Origin of the sequence: Nocardia sp. CY41 (assembly GCF_009829325.1) — a bacterium.
Taxonomy (GTDB): domain Bacteria; phylum Actinomycetota; class Actinomycetes; order Mycobacteriales; family Mycobacteriaceae; genus Nocardia.
On the sequence record NZ_VUOS01000036.1, the window covers coordinates 1 to 25,171 of the forward strand.

Annotated in this window: 18 protein-coding genes; 8 read left to right on the forward strand and 10 right to left on the reverse strand. The window is 67.7% G+C overall.

Features of this window, described 5'->3' with window-relative positions:
* Window positions 1–231, forward strand: a 231-nt coding sequence (locus GVY64_RS32250; RefSeq protein ID WP_201298252.1) for an integrase core domain-containing protein, incomplete at its 5' end; no start/stop codon positions are given.
* Between the two features lie 6 nt (window positions 232–237).
* Here GVY64_RS32250 and GVY64_RS32255 read toward each other — a convergent pair.
* Window positions 238–1,365, reverse strand: coding sequence for an NADH:flavin oxidoreductase (locus tag GVY64_RS32255; protein WP_159849718.1), 1,128 nt, complete (start codon window positions 1,363–1,365; stop codon window positions 238–240).
* A gap of 99 nt (window positions 1,366–1,464) precedes the next feature.
* On the opposite strand from GVY64_RS32255, the gene GVY64_RS32260 reads away from it, so the two are divergent.
* Entirely contained in the window at window positions 1,465–1,905 is a 441-nt protein-coding gene (locus GVY64_RS32260) for a MarR family winged helix-turn-helix transcriptional regulator (RefSeq protein WP_201298253.1), read from the forward strand.
* 265 nt (window positions 1,906–2,170) lie between these two features.
* Here the strand turns inward: GVY64_RS32260 and GVY64_RS32265 are convergent, their stop codons facing one another.
* Window positions 2,171–2,863: an NAD(P)H oxidoreductase gene (locus GVY64_RS32265; RefSeq protein WP_159849720.1), complete on the reverse strand. Its 693-nt coding sequence runs from the start codon at window positions 2,861–2,863 to the stop codon at window positions 2,171–2,173.
* Between the two features lie 128 nt (window positions 2,864–2,991).
* Here GVY64_RS32265 and GVY64_RS32270 point away from each other — a divergent pair, with 128 nt between their 5' ends.
* Both GVY64_RS32270 and GVY64_RS32275 read left to right on the forward strand, forming a co-directional pair.
* On the forward strand, window positions 2,992–3,942 hold the full coding sequence (locus GVY64_RS32270) for an AraC family transcriptional regulator (protein WP_159849722.1): 951 nt from the start codon (window positions 2,992–2,994) through the stop codon (window positions 3,940–3,942).
* Window positions 3,943–4,749: 807 nt separating this feature from the next.
* The gene (locus tag GVY64_RS32275) at window positions 4,750–6,264 is read left to right on the forward strand and encodes a phospholipase D-like domain-containing protein (RefSeq protein ID WP_159849724.1); all 1,515 of its coding nucleotides are present in this window, start codon (window positions 4,750–4,752) and stop codon (window positions 6,262–6,264) included.
* A gap of 207 nt (window positions 6,265–6,471) precedes the next feature.
* On the opposite strand, the gene GVY64_RS32280 is transcribed toward GVY64_RS32275, so the two are convergent.
* Window positions 6,472–7,023 carry a dihydrofolate reductase family protein gene (locus tag GVY64_RS32280; RefSeq protein WP_159849726.1) on the reverse strand — a complete coding sequence of 184 codons (552 nt, stop codon included), beginning with the start codon at window positions 7,021–7,023 and terminating at the stop codon, window positions 6,472–6,474.
* A 273-nt stretch (window positions 7,024–7,296) separates the two neighbouring features.
* A complete protein-coding gene (locus GVY64_RS32285) occupies window positions 7,297–8,235 on the reverse strand; it encodes a LysR substrate-binding domain-containing protein (RefSeq protein WP_159849728.1) in 939 nt (312 codons plus the stop codon).
* A gap of 117 nt (window positions 8,236–8,352) precedes the next feature.
* Between GVY64_RS32285 and GVY64_RS32290 the strand changes: the two genes are divergently transcribed.
* Window positions 8,353–9,339 carry a YeiH family protein gene (locus tag GVY64_RS32290; RefSeq protein ID WP_159849730.1) on the forward strand — a complete coding sequence of 329 codons (987 nt, stop codon included), beginning with the start codon at window positions 8,353–8,355 and terminating at the stop codon, window positions 9,337–9,339.
* A 389-nt stretch (window positions 9,340–9,728) separates the two neighbouring features.
* Here the strand turns inward: GVY64_RS32290 and GVY64_RS32295 are convergent, their stop codons facing one another.
* Window positions 9,729–10,478 (reverse strand): hypothetical protein, encoded by a 750-nt coding sequence (locus GVY64_RS32295; RefSeq protein WP_159849732.1) that lies wholly within the window; start codon window positions 10,476–10,478, stop codon window positions 9,729–9,731.
* 524 nt (window positions 10,479–11,002) lie between these two features.
* On the opposite strand from GVY64_RS32295, the gene GVY64_RS32300 reads away from it, so the two are divergent.
* On the forward strand, window positions 11,003–13,012 hold the full coding sequence (locus tag GVY64_RS32300; protein WP_201298254.1) for a polyprenyl synthetase family protein: 2,010 nt from the start codon (window positions 11,003–11,005) through the stop codon (window positions 13,010–13,012).
* Window positions 13,013–13,078: 66 nt separating this feature from the next.
* On the opposite strand, the gene GVY64_RS32305 is transcribed toward GVY64_RS32300, so the two are convergent.
* The 3 genes from GVY64_RS32305 to GVY64_RS32315 form a co-directional block, all read right to left on the reverse strand.
* A complete protein-coding gene (locus GVY64_RS32305; protein WP_159849734.1) occupies window positions 13,079–13,927 on the reverse strand; it encodes an ABC transporter permease in 849 nt (282 codons plus the stop codon).
* Window positions 13,924–14,529: an ABC transporter ATP-binding protein gene (locus GVY64_RS32310; RefSeq protein WP_159849736.1), complete on the reverse strand. Its 606-nt coding sequence runs from the start codon at window positions 14,527–14,529 to the stop codon at window positions 13,924–13,926. Before GVY64_RS32310 ends, GVY64_RS32305 begins: the two co-directional genes overlap by 4 nt.
* Window positions 14,530–14,682: 153 nt before the next feature.
* Window positions 14,683–15,981 (reverse strand): serine hydrolase domain-containing protein, encoded by a 1,299-nt coding sequence (locus tag GVY64_RS32315; protein WP_236567427.1) that lies wholly within the window; start codon window positions 15,979–15,981, stop codon window positions 14,683–14,685.
* Window positions 15,982–16,424: 443 nt separating this feature from the next.
* Here GVY64_RS32315 and GVY64_RS32320 point away from each other — a divergent pair, with 443 nt between their 5' ends.
* Both GVY64_RS32320 and GVY64_RS32325 read left to right on the forward strand, forming a co-directional pair.
* Window positions 16,425–17,522, forward strand: coding sequence for a YihY/virulence factor BrkB family protein (locus tag GVY64_RS32320; RefSeq protein ID WP_159849757.1), 1,098 nt, complete (start codon window positions 16,425–16,427; stop codon window positions 17,520–17,522).
* A gap of 52 nt (window positions 17,523–17,574) precedes the next feature.
* Complete coding sequence (locus GVY64_RS32325) at window positions 17,575–18,075, forward strand: nuclear transport factor 2 family protein (RefSeq protein ID WP_159849759.1); 501 nt, start codon at window positions 17,575–17,577, stop codon at window positions 18,073–18,075.
* 27 nt (window positions 18,076–18,102) lie between these two features.
* Here GVY64_RS32325 and GVY64_RS32330 read toward each other — a convergent pair whose 3' ends face one another.
* Both GVY64_RS32330 and GVY64_RS32335 read right to left on the reverse strand, forming a co-directional pair.
* Complete coding sequence (locus tag GVY64_RS32330) at window positions 18,103–20,487, reverse strand: SpoIIE family protein phosphatase (protein WP_201298255.1); 2,385 nt, start codon at window positions 20,485–20,487, stop codon at window positions 18,103–18,105.
* Window positions 20,487–25,019 (reverse strand): HAMP domain-containing protein, encoded by a 4,533-nt coding sequence (locus GVY64_RS32335; RefSeq protein ID WP_201298256.1) that lies wholly within the window; start codon window positions 25,017–25,019, stop codon window positions 20,487–20,489. The genes GVY64_RS32330 and GVY64_RS32335 overlap by 1 nt, the downstream gene beginning before the upstream one ends.
* Window positions 25,020–25,171 lie beyond the last annotated feature (152 nt).

Below are 25,171 nucleotides of genomic sequence, written 5' to 3' on the forward strand. Positions count from 1 at the left end.
CCCCGGCTCAACGGCAAGGTCGAGCGCTCCCACCGCATCGACGCCGAGGAGTTCTACCGCCTCCTCGACGGCGTCGTCATCGATGACGCCGGGCTGTTCAACGACAAACTGAAGGAGTGGGAGGACTGCTACAACTATCACCGTCCCCACGGCGGCCTCGCAGGACAGACACCCTATGAGAGGCTGCTACAGAAAACCCGAGCCCACACTGTCATCGGTCATCGTCAGTAGCACAATTTAGCTCAGCGTCTTCAGGGCCGCCGCGTCGTAGGGCTTCAGCTCGTCGATCCGCCCCGCCAGGACCTTTGACGCCCACTCCGGATCCTGGAGCAGGGCGCGACCGACGGCGACCAAGTCGAATTCGTCGCGCTCCAGGCGATCGAGGAGGTTGTCGAGGCTGCCGAGCTCGGCGCCCTCGCCGGTGAACGCACGGAGGAAGTCGCCGTCTAGGCCGACCGAGCCGACGGTGATGGTGGGCTTGCCGGTGAGCTTTTTGGTCCAGCCTGCCAGGTTCAGGTCCGAGCCGTCGAACTCCGGGCGCCAGTAGCGGCGGGTGGAGGCGTGGAAGGCGTCTACGCCGGCCGCGGCGAGCGGAGTCAGGATCGCCTCCAGCTCCTGCGGGGTTTCGGCGAGCCGCGCGTCGTAGGCCTCCTGCTTCCACTGCGAGTAGCGGAAGATCACCGGGAAGCCGGGCGAGACGGCCGCCCGGACCGCGGCCACGACCTCGGCGGCGAACTTGGTCCGGGCCACGGGATCACCGCCGTAGGCATCGTCACGGCGGTTCGTCCGCGCCCACAGGAACTGGTCGAGGAGATAGCCGTGCGCGCCGTGCAGTTCGACGCCGTCGAAGCCGATGCGCTCGGCGTCCGCCGCGGCTTCGGCGAAGGCGCCGATGACGTCGTCCAGGTCACCCTGGGTCATCGCCTTGCCGATGCCCTCGGTGCCGTCGACGCGGATACCGGAGGGGCCGACGGCGGGCGCATCTGGGTAGGGCGCGTCGCCCTCGTTGCGGACCATGCCGATGTGCCACAGCTGCGGCACGATCGTCCCGCCCGCCGCGTGTACGTCCTCGGCGACCTTCGCCCACCCCGCCAACTGCTCCTCACCGTGGAACCGTGGCACACGGTCGCTCTGCCCGGCGGACTCGTGGCCGACGTAAGTGCCCTCGGTGACGATCAGGCCCACACCGGCGGCGGCGCGGCGGGCGTAATAGGACCGCACATCGTCACCAGGAACGCCGCCAGGGGAGAACATGCGCGTCATCGGCGCCATCACGATGCGGTTCGGGACGGTCATGCCGTTCAGCGTGACGGGCCGGGACAGGATCTCGGCCGTGCGAGCGGCGTCGGACGCGGTGACGATCACTGAATACTCCTCGTTCGATGGTTGAGAACTTCAAGCAATGGCCACACGCTAGGGGTAGATATTTGAGATAGTCAAGTTTCTGCGGATAGGCTGGCTGTCATGGCAGAAGCTCTCCGCGTCGACACGGCCCAGCTGATGGAGCTGCTCTCGGTGTCGCTCGGCGCCTACTACGGCGACTTCACCGCCGCGGCGGCGAGTGAGAACCTGACAGCGAGCCAGGGCAAGGCGCTGACCGTGCTGCGCCGGGGGCCCGTCGCGATGCGCGCGCTGGCCGACACCTTGGCCTGCGACGCCTCCAATGTCACCGGGATCATCAACCGGCTGGAGAAGCGTGGCCTCGTGCGCCGGGAGACCAGCACATCCGACCGGCGCGTCACCAATCTCGTCATCACGCCCGAAGGTGAGCAGGTGATCGATACGATCCGGGCGAAAATGCGCGCTACTCGAGACGGCCTGAACAGGCTCAGCGACCAGGACCGGGATTGTCTGTACGCACTGCTGGAGCGGGTGTTCGTCGCCCGGCCCGGCGCCCGAGCATGAGTGTGGAGGCGCGTCGGCGTCCGTGGGCCGACCATCGGCAGCTGTATCGCGTGGCGGCGGAGTAAGTCTGTTGCGCGGCAGGCTGTTCGGTGCCCGATACGCCGGGGACGAGCACGAGTCGTAGTCGTGCGTGCCGGTGGCCGTCCGATTTCGTCGGCGGAACCATGTGGATCGCGGCGGCTGTTCGCGGTGCCGCGATCCACATGATTCTGTCCGGGCTCATCGAACGCGGCCCGGCGTCGTGACGCGCGGTCTCCGGTGAAGTTCAGGCCGGTATGCGATCGTCGGTGAGGAAATCGTCGACGAAGCGCAGGGCCCGGTCCTTCAACGCGGCGAAGTGGGCGTCGCGCGCGGCGCCGGTGAGCGCGTCGTCGAGCAGCAGATTGCCGTCGGCGTCCAGGCGCTGTGGTTTCTCCTCGGCTCCGGGTAGCAGTCCCACCGTCGACTGCGTCAGGCCGCAGTAATAGGCGATTCCGTCATCGAGTTGTGTGCTCAGTGCCTGCTGCATGAGCTCGACGACTCCGTCGTCGTCCGCAGCGCCGGCCAGGCCGAGCCACAGCATCCGCTTGCCCGCGAGCCGAGGTTTACTGCGGCCGTAGGCGAATCCGTAGTTCCATACGCGATCGATCCAGCCTTTGAGGATCGCGGGTGTCTGCATCCAGTACACCGGGAACACCGCGACGATGACATCGGCGGCGAGGATGCGCCGCATATGGTTCTCGACCTCGGGGGAGTAGGTCTTGTCCCGGTTGTTCCAGTCCGGGAGATCGGCGGCCGTCATTCGGGGATCGAATCGCTCGGCGTGCAGATCGAGCAGGTCGATCCGGTAGCCCGCCGCGGTGAGCCGGCGGACGGTCAGCCCGGCTATATGTGCGGTCAGCGAGTCGGGACGTGGGTGGGCGACTACGACCAGTGCGGTGCGAGTGGCCGGGGCGTCCTCGATGGGGTGGCTCGGCACGGGGTCCTCCCTTGCGGTCCGGTTTCCGGACGATCGGTTGTGCGGTCGGCTTCCATTCCACACCCGATCATGTGGACGATCTATGGGTAAAGATCTACATTCGATAGGAGTTCGTCTATCCTCGTGGAGTGGATCCCTTGAGTAAATTGCTGGGTGGCATCCGCGCCGAAGGAGCCGTACTCACCCACGCCGTCCTGGAGGCGCCATGGACCATCCGCTTCGCCGACCGTGCACCGTTGACCATGGTGACGGTGCTGCGGGGCGGTGGCACGTTGCTGCTTTCCGACGATGCCCAGCAACGGATCTCGGCCGGAGACACCGCGATCGTGCGTGGTCCAGAACCGTTCCTGCTCGCCGACCGGCCTGAGTCGGTCGACCTGCCACACGACGAATACGAGGTCGCCTGCTTCGCGGCGGACGCGGAATGCGAAGCCGGTCTGCGAGGCGGAAGGTGGGGTAAAGACCCGGCCGGCGAGACTGCGCTGATCGTCGGCGCCTATCGGGCCTCGGGTCGGCGCCATGAACGGCTACTGCGCGCGCTGCCACCCGTGCTGGTGGTGTCGGACGACGTGCAGGTATGCGCCTGGATGGAATCCGTCGCCGCGGACGCGGCCGCGCGGCCGGCCGGAGCCCAGGCGCTGATGGACCGGCTGCTCGACTGGGCGCTGGTGTGCACACTGCGTGACTGGTTCGACAAGGAGGCCGCCGAGGCCCCGGGATGGTATCGCGGGCCGGCCGACCCGGTGGTCGGGCCGGCGCTGGAGGCGATGCACCGGCAACCCGCCGCCGGCTGGACCGTGGCGTCCCTGGCGTCTCATGCGGGCGTCTCGCGGGCCCTGTTCGCGAGGCGTTTCACCGAGGTGATGGGGCGGTCGCCACTGGCGTACCTCACCGAATGCCGGATGGACGATGCGGAGGAACTGCTCTCCGACGGCACTCTCACCGTGGCGCAGGTGGCCAAGGCCGTCGGCTATGCGGATGCTTTCGGTTTCAGCGCGGCCTTCAAACGGCACCGGGGCATGCGTCCGAGCGAGTTTCGCGCCACCTCTCGCTACACGCCGACGCTGCCGATCCACTGAGCAAGTTCCGGCGGCTTTCTCTCAGTTGGTCCGTGCGTCGTCCCGGGCGGAATCCAGTCGAACCCGACCCGCGCGGCTGAATCTCACGAGCCGCCGCGCGGGGCGCCGAGTCGAACCCTCGGCCACCGACCGCTGCGATGACCGGCCATCGGGCGGCACGCGTTCGCGACGTCATCGTCACCAGCGGCCGAACCGGCTGACCGCCGGCCACAGCGGCGGAACTTTCCCGCGTTCGGCACTATCGGGGCTGGTGGGATAGCTGTGGCGGTTATGAGGTCGGGTTGACGGCCGGCACACAGGCAACGGGCGGGTCGAGGTCGAGGGTTTCGACGCGGAGCTGGGCGAAGCCGGCGTGGGTGAGCATGTCCTGGAGCTCTTCGGCAGCTCGGACCGTGGTCTCCCGGGTAGCGCCAGGGCAGGGGGCTGGCTGACGAGCGCGATGCGTCCGGCGGGGCGGAGCAGGCCGCGCAGCCGGTGACGCTGCTCCACCGGATGGGCCGGAACCCCACGGAGTTGACGGCGAGGATGGCATCGAGCGGATCGCCGAAACTCGGCAGCTGTCGCACCGAGGCGTGCACGAGGTGCACGCGGACGGCGGCGGCGTTGCGGCGGGAGGCATGTCGTCGGTGCCGGTCGTGCGTGTCGGCCACAGACCGGTCGATTCCAGGCTTGCCATCGACCCAGCGCGTTCGGCAGCGGGTTGAGGGATTGGTACGACGGCTCGGCGCCGGGTCGAAGCCACCGCGCAGTACTGTGAATCGTTCACCTGCGGGCGGGTGTCCGGCTGGACGAGAGAATTGACTACACATGAGCGACGTGCAACAAATCCTCACCCCCGGCGACACTTGCTGGCAGATCGCACGGGCCGATCGGCTGGCGTGCATTGTCGATGCGGCGGACTATTTCCGCCATGCCAAGTCCGCGATGCTGCAGGCGCGCAAGCGCATCGTGCTGATCGGCTGGGACTTCGATACCCGGATCAAGTTCGAACCCCAGGAGAAGACCCTCGAAGGGCCTGATCGATTGGGTGAATTCCTTTCCTGGCTGCCGAAACAGCGACCGGATCTCGATATCTACCTGCTGAAGTGGAATGTCGGCGCGTTCGCGGCGATCAGCCGTGGCATGACACCGATCTTCGTCATCAATTGGATGACCGATCGGCGGTTGCACCTGGAAATGGATGGCGCGCACCCGGTCGGTTCGGCGCACCATCAGAAGATCGTGGTGATCGACGACGCGCTCGCGTTCTGCGGTGGCATCGATATGACCGTCGATCGCTGGGACACCAGCGACCATCGGGACGACGATCACTACCGAACCGAGCCGAACGGCAACCGGTACGGACCATGGCACGACGCGACCACTGCCGTCGACGGCGAAGCGGCGAAGGCGATCGGCGAGTTGGCCCGGGCCCGGTGGAAGGCGGCGACGGGACAGCAATTGGCCGCGGTCGACGAGATCGCCGGTGACACGCCATGGCCGGAGGGGCTGGAGCCGACGATGGAGTCGGTGGAGGTGGGTATAGCGCGCACCCTCCCCGAACTCGCCGATCGCGTCGAAGTCCGGGAAGTCGAGGCGTTGTATCTGGCGGCGATCGCGGGCGCCACGCGGTCGCTGTACATCGAGAGCCAGTACCTGGCCTCGCGCACGCTCGCCGAGGCGATCGCCGCGCGGCTTCGTGAGCCGAACGGTCCGGAGATCGTGCTGGTGCTGCCGCGGCACGCCGACGGCTGGCTCGAGCAACAGGCGATGGATGGGGCCCGCCGCCGCTTGCTGCATCTGTTGTGGAAGGCCGATACCGAGAACCGGTTCGGCGTCTACTACCCCGTCACCGCGGCCGGTGCGCCGGTCTACGTCCACGCCAAGGTGCTGGTGATGGACGACCGGCTGCTGCGGGTGGGATCGTCGAACCTCAACAACCGTTCGATGGGATTCGACACCGAATGCGACCTGGCGGTCGAGGTCACCCCCGCCACCGCGGACGGTGACCTGCTGCGGGAGACCATTCTCGAGGTACGGCGCAGGCTGATCTGCGAACATCTCGATGCCGAACCCGCGAAGTTCGACGCCGTACTCGCCGAGACGTCGTCGCTTCTGCGCACCGTCGAGACGTTGCGCGGCAGCGGCCGGACTCTGGTGCGGTTCGAGCCGGGGACCGTCGAGGGCGAAGACAGCCCGTTGGCGGAGAACGAACTGATGGATCCCGAACGCACGCCACCGAGCCTGTGGGAGAACTCGTTGCTGAGCCGGGGGCTCCGCAGGCTGAAGGCAGCGGCGGCGGTGCGCTCTCGACCCGGCGGCGTGAGCTGCGGCCCGGCCTGAGCCTCGACCTGCTCGCGGCGCGATACGTGTCGCCGCCGGTCGCCGCCGGGGAGTACGCGGCCATCCCGCGGGCTGAGCCTGCGGCCACACCACGGCGACCCGTATCTGGCGTTCGCGGGCCACCTTCGGGGGGCAGTCGATCGAATCCCTGACGACACCAAAGCTGCCAGCCGATCACCGATGTGTCCTCACTTGTTCGAACGGAACTCAATCGGCGACATAGCGCAGCATCACCGCGGTGTCGAAGTGCCTTGTCTCGGCCAATCGGAGCCGGACGCGCTTGTCCAGCGCTGGGAACAGCGGTGTGCCGCCGCCGAGCACCACGGGCAAGAAGAACAGCTGGTACTCGTCGATGAGCCCGTGTGGCATCAGCGAGGCCGCGAGGCTCGCACCACCGACCTCCATGACGCCATCACCTCCAGCCTTGAGCCTGCGGACCTCCTCGACCGCGTTCTCGCTGATCAGCGTGCTGTTCCAGTGGACATCGGTGAGCGTCCGGGAGAAGATCACCTTCGGCTTCTCCGTCCAGAGCCTGCCGAACTCCCGCTCGATGCGCGGCGCGTCCTCGGGCACGTGCGGCCAGTAGCCGGCCATCAGCTCGTACAGGCGACGACCGTGCAGTGAGACCTCGACATCGCGGTAGCGGTCGTTGTGGAACTGATGCAGTTCCTCGTCCGGGTCGGTCCAGTCGATGCCGCCGTCGCGGTCGTTGATGTAGCCGTCCAGGGACACGCTGAATCCGTAGATCAGTTTCCTCATGACCGAGTAGACCTCCTATGCATTCGAAACTCATCGGCGCTCATCGGACAGAACGCGTCGGCCGCGGCGGATGCGACCTGTCCGTCTGTTCGATCCCGTGACGATGGTCAACCGCAACTCCTAACGGGTGGTCCGGTGGTTGCGGTCGACATCCGAGGACCTGGCGGCAACGTGAAATAACTACTCTCCATGGGTTCGGATACGGGAGTAGGAACCTCGATGTTCGACTGGGGATACCCCTTTCGACGCTGCGCCCCACGCCAGGGCTCGTGGTCAACCGGTGATCGAGTCGCGCGCACCGCGCCGCCCGCCACCCGCGGCGCACCGGGCCAGGGCTTCCGCAGGTCCGGATGGAGGCGTTTGCCGCCGCCAGATAATGCGAAAATTCCGTGTGAGCACCACGGAGTCCTCGGTCTGCACCGCAACAAGGGCTCTGCTGTCCAGGTCGGGGCCCGCGATCAGCCGGCTCAGCACCGCGGGGGCGACTCCGGCTCGGGCCGCAGCGACGATGGCCGCCGTCGAGCCCAGTTCGGCGGCCGGGCGGGCCGGCTGGCACTGCGCACCCACTATCTCCCAGACAGTGTCGCGAGTGCCGGACCCGGGCTCGCGCCACAGCAGGGGAGTGGTGGCGAGGTCGCGCAACGTCACCGGTCGGCGGCGCCGCGCCCACGGATGGCCGGGCGCCACCACGACGACGAGTTCGTCGGTGCCGAGCACTCGGCTGCCCAGGCCGGGCGGCGGGTGCGGTCCCTCGACGAAACCGATGTCCGCCCGAGCGTTGCGGACCATTTCCTCGACATGCCGGGTGTTGTCGACCTCGAGCGACACCGCCACATCGGGATATTGATCGCGTAAAGCCTGCAGCCACTGCGGTATCCGATGATCGGCGATGGTCTTCGACGCGGCGATCCGCAGGCGTGGCACCGCATCGGTGTGCAGGGCGGCCACACCGGCGCCGAAGGCCCGCGCCGCCGCGAGCACGGGCCGGGCGTGCCCGACGACCGCACGCCCCGCGTCGGTGAGCGTCGATCCGGTCGGGCCGCGATCCAGCAACCGGAGCCGGAGTCGTCGTTCCAGGGCGCTGATCCGCATGCTCGCGGCCGGCTGGCTGATGCCGTGCCTGCGCGCGGCCGCACCGAGGCTGCCCAGCTCCGCTACGGAGACGAGCAGGTCGAGCACCTCCAGGTCGGGCGTTCCGGGCGGCAGCGTCATGAGCCGATTATCAGCCGGTGGCCCTGGCGCGCATCGCGCGCCCCATCAGCGTGGCTTATGAGGTGCTGTCCTCACGAGGGCTACCGCGACCGGCCGGACGCCGCGATCGTCCTGTAGATGACGCATTTTCGCCGCCACTGTCCCGGCCTCTCGGCGGCGGCCGGGCTCGCCACCGCCGCGACCGTCCTGGGCACCGTGTGGCCCGTGCTCGGCGCGCCGGTTCTCGCACTGGGCGGTGGCGCGATGTTCGGCGTGTTCGCGCGCCGATGCCGGCCCGAGCGCTTCGCTCCCGGTCTGGCGACGGCGCAGCAGCGACTGCTCGGTCTCGCCATCGCCCTGCTCGGTCTCGCGTTACCGGTAGGTGCGGTGCTCAGCGTGGGCCGGAGCACCATGATCGTGATGGTGGGCACACTGACCATCGGCGCAGCGGCCGCGCTGGCCGTGGGCAGGCTGCTGGCCCTGGACCGGGAATCCGCCATCCTGGTGGCGGTGGGCACCACCATATGCGGCGCCTCCGCGATCGCCGCCGCCACGGCGGTCATCAAACCCGACCGTGAACGGGTCGCCTACGCTCTCGGCACCATCTTCGTCTTCAATGTCGTCGCCGTGCTGGTCTATCCGCCGCTCGGCCACCTGCTCGGCATGTCCGAGGAGGCGTTCGGCTTGTGGGCGGGTACCGCCATCAACGACACCTCCTCGGTGGCCGCCGCCGGGGTGGCCTACGGCTCTTCTGCGGCGTATTTCGCCGTCAGTGTCAAGCTGGTGCGCAGCCTGGCGATCATCCCGATGTGCGTCGGGCTGCAACTCGGAGCCAGGCGCGACGCCGACCCCACGCCACTGTGGCGCACCGTTCCGCCGTTCGTGGTGCTGTTCCTCGCCGCATCGGCCCTCGCCGCCACCGGCGTGGTCCCACCTTCGTGGACGGCAACCCTCGGGCACCTCAGCGCCTGGCTGATCGCCGCCGTCCTGGCCGCCATCGGCACCACCCTCACGCGGCAGCGCTTCCGCACCGCGGGTCATCGGCCCCTGATCTTCGGCGGCATCCTCGCCCTCGTCCTCGGAACCTCCAGCCTCGCCCTGCAATGCGCCACCGGTTGGCGGTAACTGTGCTCCGAGTCGGCCTGTTCGCGCCGCTCCGATCGAATCGCAATCGGCAGTTGCTGTCCGTGGCGGTCGATGTGCACCGGCGAACATTGTGCAGTCCGCGGCGTGCATGGCGCGATCCCACCAGAGCACCTGGGGTGGCTCGGGATCTCGTTGGGCGGTGGCGGTGCCGGTGACGCTGGTAACGGCGAGCACGCTGCCGGCCGCGAGTGTGCAGATTCTGCGATGCGTCTGTGCGACCATCGCTGCCCCCTGATCGGCAGGATTTGGTGAGCGCGCCGTTTTCGTAGCAAAGCATCGCAGACGAATGCTCAGCCGTCAGAGCGATTCGCGCACTGCTGCGATGTCGTGTGAGTATGCACCGCTGGTGCGGGCGTTACCGCGTCCGCTCACATGCACCGTCGGTTTGCATTGATTGCTCTCTGAGCTCTGCGATTACGTCGCAGAACCGTCGTCGCGAATTTCCCGAAGCTCAGCCGCGCCCGCAGCACCGGGCGGTGCTCGAGGTAGACCACGACGATCGCGCCGCAGAGGAGCACGGACTGCAGCCCGCGACGCAGCCCGACCGCCGGATCGGATCGTCCTGCCTCGAGCCGGGCGATCCGTTCGGTCTGGAAGCGGACGTGCGCCTTCTCGTCGTACTCGATCTTGTCGCAGATGCGGTGGAGCGCGGCGTGGTTCGTGGCGGCGCGCAGGCACGGGTAGTAGTCCTGCGCGATCAGCTCCGCGATCAGCAGCACTCGGCTCGACCAGCCCAGGTCCCCGATCGAGCGTAGCCACCGGAACACGACGTCCGAGAACGAGTGCTGTCGCGTCGCGATGGCCGTCTCCTGCATGAATCGCAGCAGCAACGCGGCGTGGGCGTTCTCCTCGGCCACGAACAGGATCGAGGCCGCGTGGAAGTCGGGATCGCGCGCCACTGTGCTGAAGGCGGAACTCTTGCCCAGGTAGTCCTGTGCCTCCGAGGCTTCACCTCGCTGGAACTCCGCGATAGAGGCCGCGATCCGCTGCTTCTCGCCGCTGGTGAGTGCGGTCCCGCTGCTCCACGGGATCTGCCAGTCGCGATCGAGGTTTTTCCGGTAGTGGGCTACCCACCGCCTGGAAGATCCGGAGAGAAAGGAATCGGCGTCGACCTGCATGGCGTAAGCGTGCCAGCGCAGTGTGGAACAGCGGTGGAGCCCGTGCGAAGAATCTGTGAAGGACGGCCCTGCTGTGTCTCGGCAGCAACGGTTCGAATCGTTGCGCCTGGCCCGGCAACATTTTCGGGCCGATGATCCGAGGCGCGGCCGGCCACCGCGGTGCGATCGTGCAGCCATCGGCAGGGCGGGGCGCATCGGGCTTCATGAACTCCGGCCCGGCCCCGTCTCGCATCCGCGAGGCGGGGCCGGATCTCTTGGTCCGTTCCAGGCGACGGCGCTCCGATCCCCGCCAGGCCACCTCCGACAGCGTCAACGTACCCCCCATTCCCGACGCGAGCCGACACCGACCGCCGCGAACCGATCCGGGAGACACTCGACCGCGACGACGCCCGGCATCCAGCGCCGACCACCTGGCCGTGCCACCAAAATCCGCCGATACCAACATATTCCACGCGGAAATGGGGTCCAATGCCACTGATCGATGGTGTTGCAGATGACCGATGTGACCAGTCAGGAGTGCACTCGTGCCACGTGAAATCGATTCGGCTGTCTTCCCGCATCTGGATGCGGACCTGGACCGCGTCCGTGACATTCTCGGACCTGTTCGACTAGAGGGCAGGCCGGAACTGACCGCACTCACCGACGAAGGGCCGGACACCTCCCGCCGTTTGGTCCGTCCCACCTTGACCCTGTTGTCGTATTACCTGCTCACCGATCCCATGAACCCGGCCGACGACCGAGTGGTGCGCGCCGCCGCTGCCGTGGAGTTGCTGCACCTGGGCTCGCTCTACCACGACGACGTCGTCGATCACGCGTACGAGCGTCGCGGCCGCCCCAGTGCCAACGTGGTATGGGGTTCGCACATGGCGGTACTGGGTGGGGACTCGGTGATGCTCACGAGCGTGCGCATGCTGGCCGAACTCGGCCGACGGGAAGTCCTGGCGGGGGCGATGGCGGGCGAGCAGATGTGCGCGGGCATGGTGATCGAGGCCGCCGACCTCTACGTAGCCTCCCGTAGCGAGCAGTCCTACCTGGACGCGATCGACGGTAAAACGGCGGCGGTGCTCTCGCTGGCATGCCGGGTCGGCGCGATGCAGGCCGGCTGTCCAGAGGAAGCAGAAGAGGCGTTGGCGTTGTTCGGCAGGCACTTCGGGCTCGCCTATCAGCTCTACGACGACATCTTCGACCTGACCTCGACCGCCGAAGAGATGGGCAAGCCCGTCAACGCGGATCTGCCCGCGGGCATCTACACACTTCCCGTGATCCGCGCGGCAGCCCGCGACGCGAACCTTGTCCGACTGCTACGCAGAGCGATGACGCGTGAGCAAGCCGCGCGCGCCCACGAACTCGTCATCGCCTCCGGCGCCGTGGACGAAGCACGGTCGACGGCAGACGGATTCATGGACCAGGCGTCCGGCCGACTTGCCGCTGTGCCCGTCGACCCACGCGCCCGCCGCGCGATGATCGCCTACGTCCGGTCCATCCTCGACCGCCGGACGACCGGTTCCGCGCTCGCGCCGCAGTCGACGCAGCCACCCCGACCTCACGGAAGTGGACTCCCGCCGCACATCGCGCAATGGTTGAGAAGCTGGCTGGTGGACACCGGGCTCGCCCGCACACCGGCCGAGGCCGATTATCACCGGTGGACAGGAGCGATTCAGCTCCCGGCGCGAACCTTGACTCCGGGAGCCGACGCGGCACGTGAACAGACGACCTACAGTATGGCCGTACTGGTCCTGATCTGGGACGACCTCTTCGAGGATCCACAGCTGACCGACCCAGATGCCGTCACCGCGCTGAGGCGCGGCATGGTGGCGATGGTCCGCCAGGACCCGGAGAAGCCGTCACGCCCCGGCGCGATCGCAACGGCTTGGGCGAGCTTGTGGCCGCGTCTGCGCGAGGGCCGGAGCACCCGCTGGCAGGACCGGTTCCTCGACGGCCTCGAGGAGTGGTTCGAAGCCGCCGAACGCGAAGCGCACCATCGCATCAACGGCTACATTCCCACCACGGCCGACTACCTGCCGTTGCGGATCGCGACCAGTGGGATCGAAATCGCCCTCGCCTGCATGGAGGTGTACCAGGACGGAGAACTGCCCTCGAAGCTGCGCAATCACCCCGTGATCCGTCGATTCGAGGAACTCGCCTTCTGGGTGACCTTCGTGGAGAACGACCTGGTGGGGCTGGATCAGGACGAGGCCGACCGAGTCCCTTACAACTTGGTGCGGGCGGTCCGTCACGAGTCCGGGTGTACCCGTGGCGAAGCCGTCGAACAGGTGCAGCGCCAGGTGGCGGAGCATCGCGCCCAGCTCGAGGCGGTGATCCGCTACATCCCCGGGCTCATCCGTGTGCTTCCCGGCCTCTCGGGCAAGAGGAAGGACTACGCGCAGATCTACACGAACATCACGAATGTGGCGCTCTGGGGAAGGGACAGCGATCGGTACGAGCCACCGTCGGTTTCCGCGGCGCCGGACTTGGAACGCTTGCGCCGCGAGATCTACTACCCGGCTGCCGAACCGGCTCCGAGCGCGCCCTGAGGCCCGGCCGCCGAGAAGGTCAGGGTGTGTCCAGCCCGATCCGCCGTGGTGTCGGCTGGACACACCTCAGGGCTTCGCCGACTGTCCGGACTTCCCCGATCCTGGGATACGAGGTCGGCGGATACGAGGTCCGGGGATACGGATCCACATCACGGGCCGAAGAGACGAGCGGGTTCGCAGATGGAAAGCGACCAGTCCGACAAGGGCGCTCGCGACGAACCAGGTCAGTTGCACGGCGAAGCCAGCGAACGGCGTGGCATCGGAGAAACCGGCCGCGGTCGAAGCCTGCATCGCCCCGTAGGAGGGCAGCCAGCGCACCAGATCGCTGTCTGCTCCTATGCTCGCGATGGGATTCTGCACGGCCATGTCGAAGCAACTGATCATCGCGATGGCGAACATGCCCTCCACCTCGCGGCGCAGCAGCGCACCGAGAGCGACACCCAATGCTCCGTAGGTCATCGCCGCGCCGAAAAGCGCCGCAGCGAGCAGGACAGGTTGCCGAGGCGACCAGTAGCAGCAGATGATCGCGGTGGCGTACGCGCAGACCACCACGGACGCCACCACCAGACAGGCGATTTTCGCCAGACCCAGCGCTGCCCGGGGATACCCGGCCAGTGACAGTCGCCGGTCGAATGCTCCGCTGCCGAAAGTCGCCGCGAACATCATGAACCCGACGATCAGTGAGACCGCCATCAGAGCACCGCTGATCTGCGCGAGCTCATTGCCGTCGGCGCGCAGAACGAGACCCGTGTCCCGGAGTCGGAACGGTACCTCGATGTCGGTGACAGCCACGCGGACCAGGGTGATCAACAGGGGGACGAAGGCGGCCACCAGCAGCATGGCGAACCGGTTACGCGCGTGCTCGACGAGGCCATAACGGGTGGCGATCAGGAACAGCCGAACACCGTTGCTCATCCGGTCTTCTCTCGACTGTCTCGGAGAACCCCGTCGTGCAACCGCCACACCTGATCCAGCTTGTCGGTGTCGTGCGCCAGATGCGAAACGACCAGAACCGTCCGGCCGGTGTCGCGGAATGCCGTGACCAGATCCCAGAAACGCAGATACGTCTCCCAGTCGAAACCCTGGTACGGTTCGTCGAGCAGCAGCACCTGCGGGTCGTGCATCACCGCCAACGTCAGGTTGAGCTTCTGCCGCGTTCCGCCGCTCAGCGTCGCGACCCGCTCACCGGTGTACTCGGCGAACCGGAGGATCTCCATGGTCTCCTGGGCCAGCCGTAGGTCCGGAACGGCATAAGCCGCGGCGAAGAAGTCCAGGTGCTGGCGAACCGTGAAGGCGTCGTTCAGGACAACGTGCTGCGGGCAGTAACCGAACCGCCCGCGGTGCCGGATCGTTCCCCGGTCCGGCCGCAGCTCTCCGGAGAGGACCTTCAGCAACGTCGACTTTCCCGTCCCGTTCTCACCCACGATGCCCACCAGCGTCCCTGCGGGCAACACGATGTCGATGCCACGCAGCACCGACCGCCTGCCGTAGGAGTGGTGCACGTTCTCCACTTCCATTCTCGCCCCTGTCCGCCGCCGACGCAGTGGTCCGGCATCCACTCGTATGCTAACAATCGGCTACGAAACACCTTGCCGGAAAAACCGATTCGCGGAAGACGCACCGCGTGCACTCGGCCTCGACCTCGCGACCGCAACGATCGACTTGTGCTGCTACCGGATCCCGGGGGTCGCCGGGTGGGGGCCGACGCAGCCGAGGATGAAGCAGCCCGGTGGCCAATCAGCGAACGGCGCGGACATGGGCTTGCCCAGGCAGGACAGCGGGTTGCAGCCCGGGTAGGCCATCGGGCCGATACCGAGGGCGGCGAGGGTGGCGTCCGGGTTCGAGATCATCGGATCGGACAGTTGGACATCCGATTGCTGTTCGTAGGGCGCCGCGGCGGGTAGGCGGGGTTCCCGGAAGGCGGTGCCGACCGCACCCAGAACGTCGTGCGGGAAACTCAACGCACTCCCCGGGACCGTGACGCCGGTCCAGCTGACCATCAATCCGAGGCTCGGCACGACGAAGTTGTCCTGGCGCATCATTCCCGACATCTGCATCGCATCCGGCGGCAGGCCGGGGAAGTAGTTGGCGCAGTCCGGCCCGTTCACGACGAACAGGAAGCCGTAGCACGGATTCGTCGGAGTGGGCCGGCCGGCCTGCTCGAGATAATCGGCCGAAATGATTCGATGACCGCCCCATCGGCCGCGGTTGGTGAGCAGCAGGCCGAGCTTGGCGAAATCGTCCGGTGGCAGGAGCAGATGCGCGTAGCCGTAGGTGTTTCCGCTGCGGTCGCGTCCCCAGAAGTAGTCCGTCGGCGGAATGCCCAGGGGGTCGAACAACTTTCGCTGCGCGTATGCCTGGAAGTCCTCACCGACCGCACGCTGGATGACGTACACGAGCAGATCGACAGCGCGCTGACTGTAGCGCCACGCGGTGCCCTGCGGTTGATCGATCGGCATGGCCAACGCCTGCGCGACCACATTCGGGTCGATTTGCGCCAACCCCGTGATGCCCTCGGAGGCCACCGCCACCTGCATGCCGCTGGATTCGGTGAGCAGATTCCGCACCGTGATCGCGCGATGTCCGGCATCACCCAGTTCGGGCGGCAGATAGGCGCCGATCGGGTCGTCGAGCCACAGCCGTTGCTCGTCCACCGCGATCCCGGCCACCATCGAGACCACACTCTTGGTACTGCTCCACAGATTCCACGGCACACCGCCGGCCCGCGCGTTGTTCGGGCCGGTCGCGATCAGGCAATTGTTCCGGAATATCTGCAGCGTCGTGCGCGTCGAATCCGCCGCGAGCGTCACCGCTCGGCGCAGCGCCGCCGAATCCAGTCCGACCTCCTCCGGTGTCGCCGTTTCAGGTGCCCGTCCATTGCTGACCGCGCAATGCCTCAGTCCGTCCGGCGCGGCCTGCGCCGGAGCACCCACCCCCAGCACCGACGTGGCCACCGTAATAATCGTCACCGCAAGGCTTCTCATACTCGGACCCACGCAGGCCTCCGCTCTCGACGAACTCCACCCGGCTCATCGCCCCCACCGCACCAGTGGTTACCACGTCGGGCACCCCTACTTGTAGGGGCAGGCCCGCACGATCAGCGCCGCCGTCACCGGACCACGCGGAAGTAATCCGTTGCAGGCCGTACCCGCTACCGGCTCGGTCGTGCACGCCGACGGATATTGCGTCAACCTCGTCGCGTCGAGCGGCCGCAACAGCAGCTGCGAAACCGCGACGGCACGCTCGCGCGCGACGAGGACGCGCCAGCTTCGCGATTACACCGTGCGTCGAACCCGTGCTCGAAAGCCGGGTCGAGCAGTTTCAGCACCGCCGCTTCGGGCACCACTCGTTCGACGCGGGAGTCGCGGCGCCCGGCGTGAGACCGAAACGGACGTGTGAGCGAGGCAAGCCCATGACGACAGAGCACGATGAAGGAAAACGGCACGAGGACCAGGGAGCCGACTCGGCGAATACGCGTGAGCACGCCGGGCCGCCGGTCGGTCCGACCGACACCGGAGCCCGGCCGGATCTGGACTCCGATGAGCCGGACAGCCCGGCCGACCTGTCGAAATCCTCCCTGCTCGCGGTGGTCAAGCGTGCGGGCAAAGAGTTCCAGCGCGACAATCTCACCGATCTGGCCGCCGCCCTCACCTATTACGCGGTGTTGTCGATCGTGCCCGGCCTGATCGTCCTGGTCGCCCTGCTCGGCCTGCTCGGCCCGAACGCCGCCGACGAGCTCGTCGACCAAGCCCAGCGGATCGCGCCCGGGTCCAGCGCGGATTTCGTGCGCACCCTCGTCGACCAGGCACAGGCCAACAAACAGGGCGCAGGCTGGGGCGCGCTCCTCGGCCTCGCCGTCGCGCTCTGGTCCGCCTCGGGGTACGTGGCGGCCTTCATGCGCGCCTCCAATGTCGTCTACGGCATCGGCGAGGGCAGGCCGATCTGGAAGACCACACCCATCCGGCTCGGCGTCACGATCGTCGCGGTGATCCTGCTCGTCGTCAGCGCCGCCATCGTGGTGGCGAGCGGGCCGGTCGCCCGACAGCTCGGCGACCTCCTCGGCTTGGGCGCCACCACGGTGACCATCTGGAACATCGCCAAATGGCCGGTGCTGTTCGTGCTGGTGTCGGTGCTGCTGGCCATCCTGTTCTGGGCCAGCCCGAACGCCCGCCAAGGCGGCATCAAGTGGATCAGCCCGGGCGGGGTGATCGCCGTCTTCATCTGGGTGGTCATCTCGGTACTGTTCTCGGTCTACATCGCCAACTTCTCCTCCTACGACAAGACCTACGGCTCGCTCGCCGGGGTGGTGATCTTCCTGGTGTGGCTGTGGCTGACCAATATCGCGCTGATGCTCGGCGCCGAGATCAACGCCGAACTCGACCACGGCAGAGCCATCGCCCAGGGGCTTCCGGAAGAACTGCAGCCCTTTGCCGTCCCGCGCGATACCCGCAAGCTCGACGACGCGGACAAAGAAGCGGTCCGAGCCGCCGAATCCGCTCGGCGGGAATGATCCGCGGCAATTCGGATCGGTGAGTTCGAATCAGCGCTCGTATCGTGGGCAGATGACGGCCTTCGACGCTCTGGCAGGACGACTCGACGATCTCGACCGGATCGAAGCGATCAAACAGCTGAAATATCGGTACTTCCGTGCGTGCGACGCCAAAGACGTCGACGGATTTCGCGCGTGCTTCATCCGCTCCGGCGCGCGGATCGACTACGGCCCGCTCGGCCGCTACGACGATGCCGAGCCGATGGCGAAGATCTTCGGGCGGGTGGCACGACATCAGGCAGACGGACAATTCGTCGTCTTCGACATGCACCACGGATTCCATCCCGGCATCACGCTGACGTCGCCGTCCACCGCGCTCGGGCGGTGGACGCTGAAGTTCCGCCAGGTGAACCTGCTCGACCGCACCGAAACCCTGATGACGGGAGAGTACGACGACGAGTACATCGTCGAGGACGGTGCATGGCGGATGTCGGCGAGCACGCTGACCGAACGGTGGCGGCTGCGGCGGCCACTCGGACCCGAGGATGCCGTCGTGCCGGGGACGTTCTCCTGAGCGGCGAGATCCAGGACACCGACCGCGTTATCGCTTGCCCGGCGCGTCCTGACTCGCTCCCACTTGAATGCCCACCACGCACGTGTCGTCGTCGGTGTCGGCATCGCTGCCGTCGAGCAGGTCGTCCAGACGGTCGTCCAGGCTGCCCGTGAGTTGTGCCGACGTCGTGAGCAACCGGTCTATGCACTCGTCCAGAAGCCGATCCCGGCGCTCGATGAGCCCGTCGGTGTAGAGCAGAAGGGTGTCGTCGGTTTCGAGTTGCAGTTCCGCTTCTTCGAAGGTCGTCTCCGCCACGGCGCCGAGCAGCATTCCTTTGAGCATGGGCAGGCTGGCGGCCCGGCCCGCGCGCACCAGCACCGGCGGCAAGTGGCCCGCCCGGGCCCAGCGCAGCACCCGGGTGTGCGGATCGTAGAGCCCGCAGATGGCGGTGGCGAAGATGTTGTCGGTCAGGTGGTGGGCCACCTGGTTCAGCCAGGTCAGCATCTGCCCCGGGCCCGCGCCCGTGGCGGCGAGGCCGCGCAGGGCGTTGCGGAGCACGACCATGCCGGTGGCGGCCTTGATGCCGTGGCCGGTGATGTCCCCGACCGACACCAGGATCTGCTTGGTAGGCAGCACGATCGCGTCGTACCAGTCTCCGCCGACCGTGTAATCCTGCTCGGCAGGCCGGTAGCGCACCGCGATGCGCAGCCCGAATGCCTCGATGGACGGCTGCGCGTCCGGCATGATCGCCTGCTGGAGTTGCCGCGCCAGCTGGCTCTGTTCGGCGGCGTGCTGCTCGGTGTGCGCCAGCCGGTCGCGCGTCGCGGACAACGCGACCTCGGTCCAGTGCTGCGCGGAGATGTCCTGATAGGCGCCGCGGATGGCGGCCAGGTGCTCCGCCTCGAGGACCGGTTCGGCGACGATCCGGATATGCCGGGTCACGCCGTCCGGCCGGATCAGGCGGAAGGCCGTGGAGGCCGAGCGGCGGTAGCGCAGCAGGGTACGCAGGAACCGCCGCACCGCATTCACGTCGTCGTCGTGGACGTACGCGGGCAGTTGTGAAAGCGGGATCGGATCCGCGGTCGGCGCCAGCCCGTACAGGGCGAAAAGCTGGTTGCTCCAGGTGATCTCGCCGGTGGCCGCATTCTCCTCGAATCCGCCGACGCGGCCCAGACGCTGGGCGTGCTGCAGCAGCGCCGCCAATCGCGCCGTCTCGTCCTCGACCCGCCACACCACCAGCACGGTGTCGCCATGGCGGCTGATGCTGAGCGCGGCCGAGACGGTCAGCGGCACCTGGTCGACCAGTTCGGTCAGTAACACGCGGTCGGCGCGATAGGTCTCGCCGGTGGCGAACACGTGCTCGATCCGCTCGAACAACTGGCCGTCGCTCGCGGCCATCGGGTATGCCTCGAGGAGCAGCGCACCGTTGACCAGGCCGCGGGGGCGGCCGGCCGGGTCGACGAAGCAACTGTTGACGTAGTGGATAAAGAAGTCGACGAGCGCGCCACTGTCGTCGAGGTGGGGCAGCAGCACGAGCGCTGGGTCGAAAAGGCCGTCCGCGAGCCGCACCAGATCCGCGACGTCGGGCCGGTCCGATGTCCGCACCGCGGCCGAGTCCGACTCCAGCGTATGCGCGCACAGCTCGGCCAACGCCTCGAACTGCCGGTGCACCGGGGGCGGCTGCGGCGCCAGCGGCTGCGGCCAGCACACCTCCAGCACGCCGAGCAGCTTGCCTCCCGCACCTGCCGGAATCGCCGCACGGCCGCCGTCGCGGTCGCCGATCGACGGGAGCCCGGACCGGCCGAGGTCGCCGATCCACACCGCGTTGCGTTCCACCAGGGCCTGCCGGGCCGGGGTCGCCACCCCCGGCGGCACGTACCGCCATCGCTGCGCCTCTTGCGGGCTGATGCCGGCGAAACCCGCCAGGGTCAGCGACGCGTCGGCGCCTGCCGACCAGATCGCCACTGCGGTGGCGCCCAGCGGCGTCACGGCGTGCTCCAGCACCGATTCCGCCACCCGGTGCGTGTCGCCGGCCGCGAGCAGCCCGCTTTCGGCGGTGCGCAACCGCACGGCCGCCGATGGCTCCTCCCGGGTGGCGGTGCGCAGCAAGAACTCTCCGACGACCGCGCTGACCTCGTCCTGGGCCGCTTGGTCGACCAGCTCGGCGGCCAGCTCCAGCGGTGTGATGCCCGCTTGCTCGGCGAGAGCGTCGAGCTGCCGCGCCGCCTGCGCGGGCCCGCAGTGCAGCCGTTCCACCAGCACGCCCTTGGCCATCTCGATCAGCGCGCGCCCGTCGGCGGTGGCCTGGGCCTGCTGGATCTGCGCGCGCAACCGCTCCACGGTGGCGGCGAGGCGGTGGACGGCGGGCCCCGTCGCCGGGTGGGCGCTCGCTGTCGTATCGGTCTGGGCGTCGGGATTGTCCAACTCGGCCATCAGGCACCCAGCCAGTGCTGGATGCATGCGATCAAGGCGTCCGCGTCGACCGGTTTGGTGACATAGTCGTTGGCCCCCGACGCGAGGCTTTTCTCGCGGTCGCCCAGCATCGCCTTGGCCGTGACGGCGATGATCGGCAGGCTCTCGTACTGCGGCATCTCGCGAATCGTCGCCGTCGCCGTGTAGCCGTCCATCTCGGGCATCATCACGTCCATCAGGACCAGGTCCGTCTCGGGATGAGCGAGGAGCTTGTCGATGCCCTCGCGACCGTCCTCCGCGTGCAGAACGCTCATGCCGTGCAGTTCGAGGATGCTGCTCAGTGCGAAGAGGTTGCGGGCGTCGTCGTCGATGATGAGCACGGTGCGGCCGGCGAGCTTGCCGTCCGGCCGCTGCGGCGCCGCGGTCGGCGCGTCTTCTCGACGTACCAGGGGCAGCATGTCGCCGGGCGCCTCGGCGGTGACGTGCAGCGCGATCCGTTCCCGCAGATCGTCCAGGCTGGACAGCAATTCGAGCGGCTGACGCGTGGTGCGATGGTGCAGCAGGCGTTCTTGCTCGGCATCGAGCCTGCGGTTGTGGACGAGCACCGGGACGCTGCTCAACGCGGCGTCCCCGTTCATCGTCTCCAGGAACCGCAGCGCGGCACCGTCGGGCATGTCCAGTTCGAGCACCACGCAGTGGAACGCTTCGGCGGCCATCGCCGCCGCGGCTTCTTCCACCCCGACGGCGGTGACGACCTGGACCGGCCCCCGGGGATCGTTGCTGTCCGCGAGTTCGGCGACGGCGCTCTGCGCGACCAGCGACAGCAGACCTTGCGGGCGTTCCTCCACGACCAGCAGTCTGCGGTGCTGTGGGGGCGCGGAGGGAGCGGCAGTGTGCTCGGGGCGGCTGTCGGGCCGCTGCGCTTCCTCTCGTTCGCGGGGCGGCGCCTCCTGGAAGTCCGGGCGGGCGACCGGGAGATACAGGGTGAACGTGCTGCCTTGGCCGGGCGCGCTCTCCGCGGCGATGGCGCCACCGAGCAGGTAGGCGATCTCCCGGCTGATCGACAGGCCCAGACCGGTGCCACCGTACTTGCGGCTGGTCGTGCCGTCGGCCTGCTGGAAGGCGCCGAAGATCGACTCCAGCTGGTGTTCGGCGATGCCGATCCCGGTGTCGATCACCCGGAACGCGACGGCCGCGCCGTGCTGGCGCACGGCTGCGGGCAGCTCGTTCGCCTCCGCCGGTTCGATCCGCAGCTGCACCGAACCGGTCTCGGTGAATTTGACGGCGTTGGACAGCAGGTTCCGCAGCACCTGCCGTAGCCGCGAGTCGTCGGTGAGCAGGTCCGAGGGCAGGCCGGGCGCGGTCGTGACATGGAAGCGGAGACTCTTCTGGGTGGTCATCGGCCGGAAGGTGGCCTCGACGTAGTCCAGCAGCTGACGCAACGACACGCGCTCCGGCGTGAGGTCCATCTTGCCCGCCTCCACCTTGGACAGGTCGAGGATGTCGTTGATCAACTGCAGCAGATCCGAACCCGCCGAATGGATGATGCCCGCGTACTCGACCTGCTTGGGGGTGAGATTGCGGCTCGGGTTCTGCGCCAGCAGCTGCGCGAGGATCAGCAGACTGTTCAGCGGCGTGCGCAGCTCGTGGCTCATGTTGGCCAGGAATTCCGACTTGTACTTCGAGGCGAGCGCGAGTTCCCGGGCGCGTGTCTCCAGTTCCTGCCGAGCCTGCTCGATCTGCAGATTCTTGGCTTCGATGTCGCGGTTCTGCATGGCCAGCAGCGCCGCCTTGTCGCCCAGCTCGGCGTTGGAACGTTGCAGCTCTTCCTGCTGTACCTGCAACTCCTCCGAACGGGCTTGCAGTTCGGTGGTCAGGCGCTGGGATTCGACCAGCAGCTCGTCGGTGCGGGCGTTGGCGATGATCGTGTTGACGTTGACGCCCACCGTCTCCATCAGCTGGTCGAGGAAGTCCCGGTGGATGCGGGTGAAGCGGTGCAGGGTGGCCAGTTCGATCACGCCGAGGACCTGGTCCTCCACCACGATCGGCAGCATGAGCAGATGGACCGGCGCGGTCTGTCCCAGGCCGGAGGAGATGGTGACGTAGTCGCCGGGCACGTTCTCCACGGCGATCGTGCGACGGCTGCGTGCCGCTTGGCCCACCAGGGATTGGCCGAAGGCGAAGCGCGGCGGGCTGCCGGGCTCCTCCGGGCTGCCGTAGGAGCTGATCAGCCGCAGCTCCGGTCGCTCCTCGCTGTCGTCGGCCAGGTAGAACGCGCCGAACTGCGCGGAAACCAACGGCGCCAGCTCGTCCATGATCAGCCCGGCCACCACGTGCAGGTCTCGCTGGCCCTGCATGAGACCGGAGATACGGGCCAGGTTGGTCTTCAGCCAGTCCTGATCTTGATTGGCCTTGGTGGTCTCGCGCAGCGACTCCACCATCGCGTTGATGTTGTCTTTCAGCTCCGCGACCTCGCCGGAAGCCTCCACGGTGATGGAGCGGGTCAGGTCACCCTCGGCCACGGCGCTGGTCACCGCGGCGATCGCGCGGACCTGACGGGTGAGGTTGCCCGCCAGCTCGTTGACGTTCTCGGTCAGCCGTTTCCAGGTGCCCGAGACGCCTTCGACCTCGGCCTGTCCGCCCAGCCTGCCCTCCGACCCCACCTCGCGGGCGACGCGGGTCACCTCGGCCGCGAACGCGGACAGCTGATCGACCATCGTGTTGATCGTGGTCTTCAATTCGAGGATCTCGCCGCGGGCGTCCACGTCGATCTTGCGGGTCAGGTCACCCTGCGCGACCGCGGTGGTGACCTGGGCGATGTTGCGGACCTGGTTGGTCAGGTTGTTCGCCATGGAGTTGACGTTGTCGGTCAGGTCCTTCCAGGTGCCCGCCACGTTCGGGACGCGGGCCTGCCCGCCGAGCATGCCCTCGGTGCCCACTTCGCGGGCGACCCGGGTGACCTCGTCGGCGAACGCGGACAGCGTGTCGACCATCGTGTTGATCACACCGGCGAGTGCCGCGACTTCGCCCTTCGCCTCCACCGTGATCTTCTGACTCAGATCACCGCGTGCGACCGCCGTGGCGACCTGAGCGATCGAGCGCACCTGGCCGGTCAGATTCGAGGCCATGACATTGACGTTGTCGGTCAGGTCCTTCCAGGTGCCCGACACGCCCCGCACGGTCGCTTGGCCGCCGAGGTTGCCTTCGGTGCCGACTTCGCGGGCGACGCGGGTGACCTCGTCGGCGAAGGCGGACAGCTGATCGACCATCGTGTTGATGGTCTCCTTGAGCTCCAGGATCTCGCCGCGGGCGTCCACCCTGATCTTCTGGCTGAGATCGCCACGGGCCACCGCGGTGGTCACCTGAGCGATCGAGCGCACCTGCGCGGTCAGATTGTCGGCCATGACGTTGACCGACTCGGTGAGGTCCTTCCAGGTGCCGGAAACGCCCTTGACGTCCGCCTGGCCGCCCAGTCTGCCTTCGGTGCCGACTTCGCGGGCGACGCGGGTGACCTCGTCGGCGAAGGCGGACAGCTGATCGACCATCGTGTTGATGGTGTTCTTCAGCTCCAGGATCTCGCCGCGGGCGTCCACCCTGATCTTCTGCGACAGATCGCCCTGCGCCACCGCGGTGGCCACCTGGGCGATCGAACGTACTTGCGCGGTGAGGTTGCCTGCCATGAAGTTCACCGAGTCGGTGAGATCGCGCCACGTGCCGGAGACGCCCTTGACGTCCGCTTGGCCACCCAGGATGCCCTCGGTGCCGACCTCGCGTGATACCCGCGTGACCTCGTCGGCGAAGGACGAGAGCTGATCGACCATCGTGTTGATGGTGTTCTTCAGTTCCAAGATTTCGCCGCGGGCGCTCACCGTGATTTTCTGGCTCAAGTCCCCCCGCGCCACCGCGGTCGTGACCTGGGCGATATTGCGGACCTGATCGGTCAGGTTGCCCGCCATGAAATTCACCGAGGCGGTGAGGTCTCGCCACACGCCACCGACGCCGGGCACCTCCGCCTGACCGCCGAGCCTGCCCTCGGAACCGACTTCGCGCGCGACGCGGGTGACCTCGTCCGCGAACGCGGACAGCTGGTCCACCATCGTGTTGACGGTGTTCTTCAGCTCCAGGATCTCACCGCGCGCGTCCACGTCGATCTTCTGGGACAAGTCGCCCCGTGCCACGGCCGTCGCGACCTGGGCGATGTCACGCACCTGACTGGTCAGGTTGCCCGCCATCGCGTTCACCGAGTCGGTGAGGTCCTTCCAGGTACCGGACACGCCCGGCACCTCGGCTTGACCACCCAGCCGCCCGTCCGTGCCGACCTCACGCGCGACACGGGTGACCTCCGAGGTGAACAGCGACAGCTGGTCCACCATGCCGTTGAACACCGTCGCGATCTCGCCGAGCAACCCGTCGGCGTCCGTCGGTAGCCGGGTACCGAAATCGCCGTCGCGCACGGCTGTCAGCCCGGCCAGCAACTGGCGCAACTCGACCTGGTCCGCGGCCATGACAGCCTGCTCCGACGCGGTGCGGACAGATGCCGCCGTATCCGTCATGCTCATCCTCGTTCTGCCCCACCCGTATAGGACGCGACCCCGCGCACGGCGGGTCGCCGACCAACGGCGCTGTGCTGGCTGTTGAACACGGATGCACCGGCGGCTGCACCTCTGAAAGTATCATCAGCGGACCCGTCGCTCAGCATTCGTCG

What these genes read in the sequence shown, in the direction of transcription:
- GVY64_RS32260 (WP_201298253.1), top strand. Translation starts at nt 1,465, where the DNA reads ATGGCAGAAGCTCTCCGCGTCGACACGGCCCAGCTGATGGAGCTGCTC.
- GVY64_RS32275 (WP_159849724.1), top strand. Translation starts at nt 4,750, where the DNA reads ATGAGCGACGTGCAACAAATCCTCACCCCCGGCGACACTTGCTGGCAG.
- GVY64_RS32280 (WP_159849726.1), bottom strand. Translation starts at nt 7,023, where the DNA reads ATGAGGAAACTGATCTACGGATTCAGCGTGTCCCTGGACGGCTACATC.
- GVY64_RS32285 (WP_159849728.1), bottom strand. Translation starts at nt 8,235, where the DNA reads ATGACGCTGCCGCCCGGAACGCCCGACCTGGAGGTGCTCGACCTGCTC.
- GVY64_RS32290 (WP_159849730.1), top strand. Translation starts at nt 8,353, where the DNA reads ATGACGCATTTTCGCCGCCACTGTCCCGGCCTCTCGGCGGCGGCCGGG.
- GVY64_RS32295 (WP_159849732.1), bottom strand. Translation starts at nt 10,478, where the DNA reads ATGCAGGTCGACGCCGATTCCTTTCTCTCCGGATCTTCCAGGCGGTGG.
- GVY64_RS32305 (WP_159849734.1), bottom strand. Translation starts at nt 13,927, where the DNA reads ATGAGCAACGGTGTTCGGCTGTTCCTGATCGCCACCCGTTATGGCCTC.
- GVY64_RS32310 (WP_159849736.1), bottom strand. Translation starts at nt 14,529, where the DNA reads ATGGAAGTGGAGAACGTGCACCACTCCTACGGCAGGCGGTCGGTGCTG.
- GVY64_RS32320 (WP_159849757.1), top strand. Translation starts at nt 16,425, where the DNA reads ATGACGACAGAGCACGATGAAGGAAAACGGCACGAGGACCAGGGAGCC.
- GVY64_RS32325 (WP_159849759.1), top strand. Translation starts at nt 17,575, where the DNA reads ATGACGGCCTTCGACGCTCTGGCAGGACGACTCGACGATCTCGACCGG.
- GVY64_RS32330 (WP_201298255.1), bottom strand. Translation starts at nt 20,487, where the DNA reads ATGGCCGAGTTGGACAATCCCGACGCCCAGACCGATACGACAGCGAGC.
- GVY64_RS32335 (WP_201298256.1), bottom strand. Translation starts at nt 25,019, where the DNA reads ATGACGGATACGGCGGCATCTGTCCGCACCGCGTCGGAGCAGGCTGTC.